This window comes from Streptomyces sp. NPDC059853, from assembly GCF_042731495.1.
In the GTDB taxonomy this organism is placed as follows: domain Bacteria; phylum Actinomycetota; class Actinomycetes; order Streptomycetales; family Streptomycetaceae; genus Streptomyces.
The window spans coordinates 1-7,021 of the sequence record NZ_JBHWJL010000275.1 but is presented as its reverse complement, the minus strand read 5'-3'; the positions used below and the strand labels follow the sequence as shown (position 1 = coordinate 7,021).

Sequence of the window (7,021 nt, the reverse complement as noted above, 5' to 3'; positions counted from 1 at the left end):
GCCGCTCGCCCGGTAGGTGTGGGGGGGGGGGGGGGGCGTAACCTCCTGTCCGCCGCCCCGCCCCGGTCCACCGGACCCGTGCCCGGTCAGTCGTCGTCGTTCTCCTTCTCGTACGCGGTGACCTCGCCCGTCGCCACGGCGACCTTCACCTCGTGCTCGTGGCCGTCGCCGCGCAGCTCGATCTCCCAGTGGCGGCCGTCGTCGTCGAGGTCGGCGTCCTTGAAGACGGCGCCGGTGTGCTGCTCGGCGATCAGGATCGCCTCCACGATGTCGGTGCCGGAGTCGGGGATGACCTGCCGGTCGTCATCGTCGTCGTCGTTGTCGAGGTGGCTGCGCAGCACCTCGGTGCCGTCCTCGTTGATCTCGACGTCGTACCACTGGCCGTCGGTGCCGAAGATGTCCACCTCCCACACCACGGTGCCGTTGTCCCGCCGGTCCCGCTCCAGGTCGGTGACGAATCCGGGCGCCTCGCCCAGCGCCAGCGCGACCACCCGGCTGTACGGGCTGTTCCCGCTTCCGTCCCGGCCCTGGTCCTGCCCGGCGTCCTGCCCGGCGTCCTGGCCCTGCTCCCGCTCCGCGTCGTCGTCCCGGTCGTCCCGGTCCTCGTCCCGGCCGTCGTCGTCGCGGTCCGAGACGTCCACCGCCGCCGCGGCCTGCTCCGTACCCCGCAGCTCCTGCTCCCCGTCATCCGAGCCGGAGGCCAGGGCCACTCCGCCGATCGTGCCGCCCGCGATCACGGCCCCGGCGGCGGCGATGGCGATGAGGGTGTTGCGCTTCATGAGGGACTCCCCGATGTCTTCGTCGTGTGTCGCGCTGACGTTCCGTACCCTCGCGCACCCTTGCTGAAGGCAGCCTGAAGACAGCTGAAGACCTCTTCAGGAACGATTTGCGAAGCTGTCCCCCATGCGCCTGCTGATTGTGGAGGACGAGACGCGGCTGGCCCGCTCCCTCGCCCAGGGCCTGACGGCCGAGGGCTTCGCCGTCGATGTCGTGCACACGGGAACCGACGGACTGCACCGGGCGACCGAGGGCGACTACGACCTGATCATTCTCGACATCATGCTTCCGGGCATGAACGGCTACCGGGTGTGCGCCGCGCTGCGCGCCGCCGGTGACGAGACCCCCATCCTCATGCTGACCGCCAAGGACGGCGAGTACGACGAGGCGGAGGGACTGGACACCGGGGCGGACGACTACCTCACCAAGCCGTTCTCGTACGTGGTGCTGGTCGCCCGGGTCCGCGCCCTGCTGCGGCGGCGCGGCAGCACCGGCGGCGGCGCGCCCGCGCTGCGGGTGGGCGACCTGGTGGTGGACCGGGTCAAGCGGCAGGTGAGCCGGGGCGGTGCGGCGGTGACCCTGACGGCCAAGGAGTTCACCGTGCTGGAGCATCTGGCCTCCCGGGCCGGCGAGGTCGTCTCCAAGGCGCAGATCCTCGAACACGGCTGGGACTTCGCCTACGACGGCGACCCCAACATCGTCGAGGTGTACATCAGCGCCCTGCGCCGCAAACTGGGCCCCGGCCTGATCCACACCGTGCGCGGAGCCGGGTACCGGCTGCTGGCGGACCCCCGTGGCTAGCGTCCGGGCGAAGGCCGCGACCGGGGCCACCGTGGTGGTGGCGGTGGCGCTGGTCGCCGCCGCGGTGCTGATGCTGGTGGCGCTGCGCTCACAGCTGACCGAGCAGGTGGACCTGCGGGCCGAGGTGACCGCCCGGGATGTGGCCGGGCAGCTGGCCACCGGCACGGAGTTCGGGGATCTCGACCTGGACGGCAGCAGCGGCCCCGTGCAGGTGCTGGACGCCGACGACGACCGGCTGCTGGCCGTCACCTCCGGTCTGGAGGCGATCAGCGGCACCGAGAGCGGCGCGGTACGGGTGGCCGACCCCTCGTCCGCCGACCCCGGCCGCCCCGGTGACCCGCCCCGCGACCCCGACGATGACGACGACGATGACGACGATGACGAGGACGCGCGCCGGCTCGGGCCCGGCGAGGTGGACGAGGACATCGACTTCGTCACCGGCGAGGCCACGGTGGCCGGTGCCTCCGCCGCGTACCGGTTCGCCGTCGTCGAGGTGACCACCCCGGCCGGGGTGGAGACCGTCGTGTTCGCCGGTGCGCCGCTGGACGTCGAACAGGCGGCGGTGGACAGCGTCCGCACCTCCATGCTGATCGGCATCCCGGTGCTGCTCGCCGTGGTCGCCGCCGTCACCTGGCTGGTCACCCGGCGCGCGCTGCGCCCGGTGGAGGGCATCCGGCGGGAGATGGCGGCGATCACTCACTCGGCGGACCTCTCCCGCCGGGTGCCGGAGCCCGCGACGCACGACGAGGTGGGGCGGCTGGCGATCACCACCAACGAGACGCTCGCGGCGCTGGAAGCCTCGGTGGAGCGGCAGCGGCGGTTCGTCGCGGACGCCTCGCACGAACTGCGCAGCCCGATCGCCTCGCTGCGCACCCAGCTGGAGGTGGGCCAGGCGCACCCGGACCTGCTGGACCTGCCGGGCGCCGTCCACGACACGGTCAGGCTCCAGGAGCTGGCGGCGGACCTGCTGCTGCTGGCCCGCTTGGACGCGGGCGAGCAGCCGGTGGCCGGGCGGCGGGTGGACCTGACCGCGCTGGTCAGGGAAGAGCTGGCCGCCCGGGAGCCCCTGGTGGCCGGCGCGGGCCTCACGGTGCGCGCGGAACTGGACGGAGTCACGGTGGCCGGCTCGAAGGGCCAGCTGGCCCGGGTGGTCGGCAATCTGTGCGACAACGCCCTGCGGCATGCGGTGGCGACGGTACGGGTATCCCTCCGCTCCGAGGACGGGCAGGCCGTCCTGGAGGTGGCGGACGACGGAACGGGGGTACCGGCGGACCAGCGGGAGCGGATCTTCGAGCGTTTCGTGCGGCTCGACGACGCGCGCAGCCGGGACGCGGGCGGCGCCGGGCTCGGGCTGGCCATCGCCCGCGACGTGGCCCTGCGCCATCACGGGGCGCTCACGGTGCGGGACGCCCCCGGGGGCGGCGCCCTGTTCCGGCTCGTCCTCCCGGTGGGCCGGGAGGAGGGGGACGACACCTAGCAGCAGCGGCGGCGCGGGGGCCGCACGGGAGGAGACTCAGGAGGGACAGGGGTGGACGGCGGAGACGGGGAACGGGAAGACGGCGGCGGGAAGAAGGGGGAACGGTGCCCCGGGCTCCCGGCCCGTCGCGGTCAGGGCCGCCCGCCGCGCTCGCCGTGCAGGTGCCGCGCGACGGGGGCCAGCGCCTCGTAGAGCACCTCCAGCGACTCGGCCGGCAGCAGATCGACGAAGTGCCGCCGCACCGAGGCCACGTGGTGCGGGGCGACCTGCCGCATGGTCTCCCAGCCGTGGTCGGTCAGCACGGCGAACAGGCCGCGTTTGTCGGAGTCGCAGTGTTCTCTGCGGACCAGCCCGGCTCTCTCCATGCGGGTGATCTGGTGCGAGAGCCGGCTCTTGGACTGGAGCGTGGCCGCCGCCAGATCGCTCATGCGCATCCTGCGCTCGTCGGACTCGGAGAGATTGACCAGGATCTCGTAGTCGTTCATGGTCAGGCCGAACGGCTGGAGGTCCCGTTCCAGCTGGTACATGAGCAGCTTGCTGACGTCCAGGTGGGTGCGCCACACACGCTGCTCCACCTCGGACAGCCAGCGGGTGCCGGTATCGGTGTCCATAATCCCGAACAATAGCCGCGCGTTCCGACCCCGCCCCCGCCCGGAATGATCGTCAGGGCGGCTGCGAGAATCGCACGCATGGACCTCAAGACCGTCTCCGCCCTGCGACGGCTCCGGCTGGTGTCCGCCCCAGAGGCGATCTCCTTCCTGGTGCTCCTCGTGTGCTCCGTCCTCAAGCGGACCACCGACTTCAACGCCGTGCCCGTCATGGGCGCGGTGCACGGTGCCCTCTTTGTCGCCTACGTCCTCTTCTGGGCGGATGCCTGGAACCGCGCGAAGTGGCCGCTCAAGACCGCCGCCTACTACTTCGCGATGTCGGTGATCCCGCTGGGCGGGTTCTTCGCCGAGCGCAGCCTGCGCCGCACCGAGCAGGACGCGGTGATCGCGCTGCGCGCCCGCCGCGAGGGCGTCGTCAACGCCTGACGGGCCCGATTTCCCCCGTTCGAAGGACTCCGGACTCCGCCCCGGCTGCCCGGGGCCCGCACCCGTCGGCGCCGGGCGAGGCGGCCCCGGCAGGCGACCGCCCCCGCCGTCCCGGTGACCGGCGGGGTCCCGTCCGCCGGGGAGGTCAGGCCCTGTCCGGCCGAGGAATGAGACGCCTCCGCGCCGGATGTGACCAGCGGGTAGGGTCTTGCTGTGCCGAAGCCGCTCAGCCTGCCGTTCGACCCCATCGCCCGCGCCGATGAGCTGTGGAAGCGGCGATGGGGGCCCGCGCCCGCCATGACCGCGATCACCTCGATCATGCGCGCCCAGCAGATCCTGCTCGCCGAGGTCGACGCCGTCGTGAAGCCGTACGGCCTCACCTTCGCCCGTTACGAGGCCCTGGTCCTGCTGACCTTCAGCAAGGCCGGCGAGCTGCCCATGTCCAAGATCGGTGAGCGGCTGATGGTGCACCCCACCTCGGTCACCAACACCATCGACCGGCTGGTGCGCTCGGGACTGGTCACCAAGCGCCCCAACCCGAACGACGGCCGCGGCACCCTCGCCTCCATCACCGACAAGGGGCGCGAGGTGTGCGACGCGGCCACCCGGGACCTGATGGCGATGGACTTCGGTCTGGGCGCCTACGACGCCGAGGAGTGCGCGGAGATCTTCGCGATGCTGCGCCCGCTGCGGGTGGCGTCCGGGGACTTCGCCGGGGAGTGAGCCCGCCTCCGGGCCGTCCGGTATGACCCGATAGGCTGCGCCGCATGAAGCAGAGCGTGCTGACCCGCTACCGGGTCATGGCTTATGTCACCGCTGTGATGCTGCTGGTGCTGAGCACCTGCATGGTCTTCAAGTACGGATTCGGCAAGGGTGAGGATCTCACCTTCGTGGTCTCCCAGGCTCACGGCCTGCTGTACATGGTCTACCTGGTCGTCGCCTTCGACCTGGGCCAGAAGGCCCGCTGGCCGTTCGGGAAGCTGCTGTGGATCCTGGTGGCCGGGAGCATCCCGTTCGCCGCGTTCTTCGTGGAGCCCAAGGTGGTGGCCGAGGTGAAGCCCCTGATCGCCGGGGACGGCGAGGACGGCGAGGGGGAGGGCGCGCAGGGCGCGTCCGGCTCTCTCAGCAAGGTCTGATCCCGCGCCGGTGCGGTGGACCCGCGCACCGGCGCATGTCACTCGACATATACTAGGACGTCCAAGTAAATTGGGTTCATGGGTACCAACGCCGATGCCATCGCCGCGGGCCGCCGTCGCTGGCAGGACCGGTACGACGCGGCCCGCAAGCGCGACGCCGACTTCACCACCCTCTCCGGTGACCCCGTCGACCCGGTCTACGGCCCCCGTCCGGGTGACACCTACACGGGCTTCGAGCGGATCGGCTGGCCCGGTGAGTACCCCTACACCCGCGGCCTGCACCCCACCGGCTACCGGGGCCGTACCTGGACCATCCGGCAGTTCGCCGGCTTCGGCAACGCCGAGCAGACCAACGAGCGCTACCGCATGATCCTGGCCGCCGGCGGCGGCGGGCTCTCGGTCGCGTTCGACATGCCCACCCTGATGGGCCGCGACTCCGACGACCCCCGCTCGCTGGGCGAGGTCGGCCACTGCGGGGTGGCCATCGACTCCGCCGCCGACATGGACATCCTCTTCCGGGGCATCCCGCTCGGCGAGGTCACCACCTCCATGACCATCAGCGGCCCGGCGATCCCGATCTTCTGCATGTACCTCGTGGCCGCCGAGCGCCAGGGCGTGGACCCGGCCGTCCTCAACGGCACGCTCCAGACCGACATCTTCAAGGAGTACATCGCCCAGAAGGAGTGGCTGTTCCACCCCGAGCCCCATCTGCGGCTCATCGGCGACCTGATGGAGTACTGCACCCGCACCATCCCCGCCTACAAGCCGCTGTCCGTCTCCGGCTACCACATCCGCGAGGCCGGGGCCACGGCGGCGCAGGAGCTGGCGTACACCCTCGCCGACGGCTTCGGCTACGTCGAGCTGGGGCTGTCCCGGGGCCTGGACATCAACACCTTCGCTCCCGGGCTCTCCTTCTTCTTCGACGCCCACCTCGACTTCTTCGAGGAGATCGCCAAATTCCGCGCCGCCCGCCGGATCTGGGCCCGCTGGATGCGCGAGGTCTACGGCGCCACCAGCGAGAAGGCGCTGTGGCTGCGCTTCCACACCCAGACCGCGGGCGTCTCGCTCACCGCCCAGCAGCCGTACAACAACGTGGTGCGCACCGCCGTCGAGGCGCTGTCCGCCGTCCTCGGCGGCACCAACTCGCTGCACACCAACGCCCTGGACGAGACCCTGGCCCTGCCCAGCGAACGCGCCGCCGAGATCGCGCTGCGCACCCAGCAGGTGCTCATGGAGGAGACCGGCATCACCAACGTCGCCGACCCGCTGGGCGGCTCCTGGTACGTGGAGCAGCTCACCGACCGGATCGAGGCGGACGCCGAGAAGATCTTCGAGCAGATCAGGGAGCTGGGCGCCGGGCGCGCGGAGCACCCGATCGGGCCGATGACCTCGGGGCTGCTGCGCGGCATCGAGGAGGGCTGGTTCACCGGGCACATCGCCGAGGCCGCCTTCCAGTACCAGCGCGCCCTGGAGAAGAACGACAAGCGGATCGTCGGCGTCAACTGCCACACCGGCTCGGTCACCGGTGAGCTGGAGATCCTGCGGGTCAGCCACGAGGTGGAGCACGAGCAGGTACGCACCCTGGCGGCCCGCCGCGCCGCCCGCGACGACGCGGCGGTCCGGGCGGCCCTGGCGGAGCTGGTGCGGGTGGCGCGCACCGACGGCAACATGATCGAGCCGATGCTGGCCGCCGCCCGCGCCGAGGCCACCCTGGGCGAGATCTGCGGCGCGCTCAAGGACGAGTGGGGCGTCTACACCGAGCCGCCCGGCTTCTAGGGTCGCTCCCGCCCCCGAGC

Annotated in this window: 8 protein-coding genes; 6 read left to right on the top strand and 2 right to left on the bottom strand. The window is 71.8% G+C overall.

Annotated elements, in window-relative coordinates:
* Positions 1-86: 86 nt before the first annotated feature.
* On the bottom strand, positions 87-779 hold the full coding sequence (locus tag ACFV5N_RS22540; protein WP_385602765.1) for a PepSY domain-containing protein: 693 nt from the start codon (positions 777-779) through the stop codon (positions 87-89).
* 124 nt (positions 780-903) lie between these two features.
* Here ACFV5N_RS22540 and ACFV5N_RS22535 point away from each other — a divergent pair, with 124 nt between their 5' ends.
* Both ACFV5N_RS22535 and ACFV5N_RS22530 read left to right on the top strand, forming a co-directional pair.
* Positions 904-1,578: a response regulator transcription factor gene (locus ACFV5N_RS22535; RefSeq protein ID WP_385602762.1), complete on the top strand. Its 675-nt coding sequence runs from the start codon at positions 904-906 to the stop codon at positions 1,576-1,578.
* A complete protein-coding gene (locus ACFV5N_RS22530) occupies positions 1,571-3,055 on the top strand; it encodes a sensor histidine kinase (RefSeq protein WP_385602759.1) in 1,485 nt (494 codons plus the stop codon). Before ACFV5N_RS22535 ends, ACFV5N_RS22530 begins: the two co-directional genes overlap by 8 nt.
* Positions 3,056-3,186: 131 nt before the next feature.
* Here the strand turns inward: ACFV5N_RS22530 and ACFV5N_RS22525 are convergent, their stop codons facing one another.
* Positions 3,187-3,666: a MarR family winged helix-turn-helix transcriptional regulator gene (locus ACFV5N_RS22525; RefSeq protein ID WP_385602756.1), complete on the bottom strand. Its 480-nt coding sequence runs from the start codon at positions 3,664-3,666 to the stop codon at positions 3,187-3,189.
* A gap of 78 nt (positions 3,667-3,744) precedes the next feature.
* On the opposite strand from ACFV5N_RS22525, the gene ACFV5N_RS22520 reads away from it, so the two are divergent.
* The 4 genes from ACFV5N_RS22520 to ACFV5N_RS22505 all read left to right on the top strand — a co-directional run bounded on the left by ACFV5N_RS22520 (position 3,745) and on the right by ACFV5N_RS22505 (position 7,001).
* Positions 3,745-4,089, top strand: coding sequence for a DUF3817 domain-containing protein (locus ACFV5N_RS22520; RefSeq protein ID WP_385602753.1), 345 nt, complete (start codon positions 3,745-3,747; stop codon positions 4,087-4,089).
* Positions 4,090-4,302: 213 nt separating this feature from the next.
* The gene (locus ACFV5N_RS22515) at positions 4,303-4,812 is read left to right on the top strand and encodes a MarR family winged helix-turn-helix transcriptional regulator (protein ID WP_385602750.1); all 510 of its coding nucleotides are present in this window, start codon (positions 4,303-4,305) and stop codon (positions 4,810-4,812) included.
* 44 nt (positions 4,813-4,856) lie between these two features.
* Complete coding sequence (locus ACFV5N_RS22510; protein WP_385602748.1) at positions 4,857-5,225, top strand: DUF3817 domain-containing protein; 369 nt, start codon at positions 4,857-4,859, stop codon at positions 5,223-5,225.
* Positions 5,226-5,303: 78 nt separating this feature from the next.
* Entirely contained in the window at positions 5,304-7,001 is a 1,698-nt protein-coding gene (locus tag ACFV5N_RS22505; protein ID WP_385602745.1) for a methylmalonyl-CoA mutase, read from the top strand.
* Positions 7,002-7,021 lie beyond the last annotated feature (20 nt).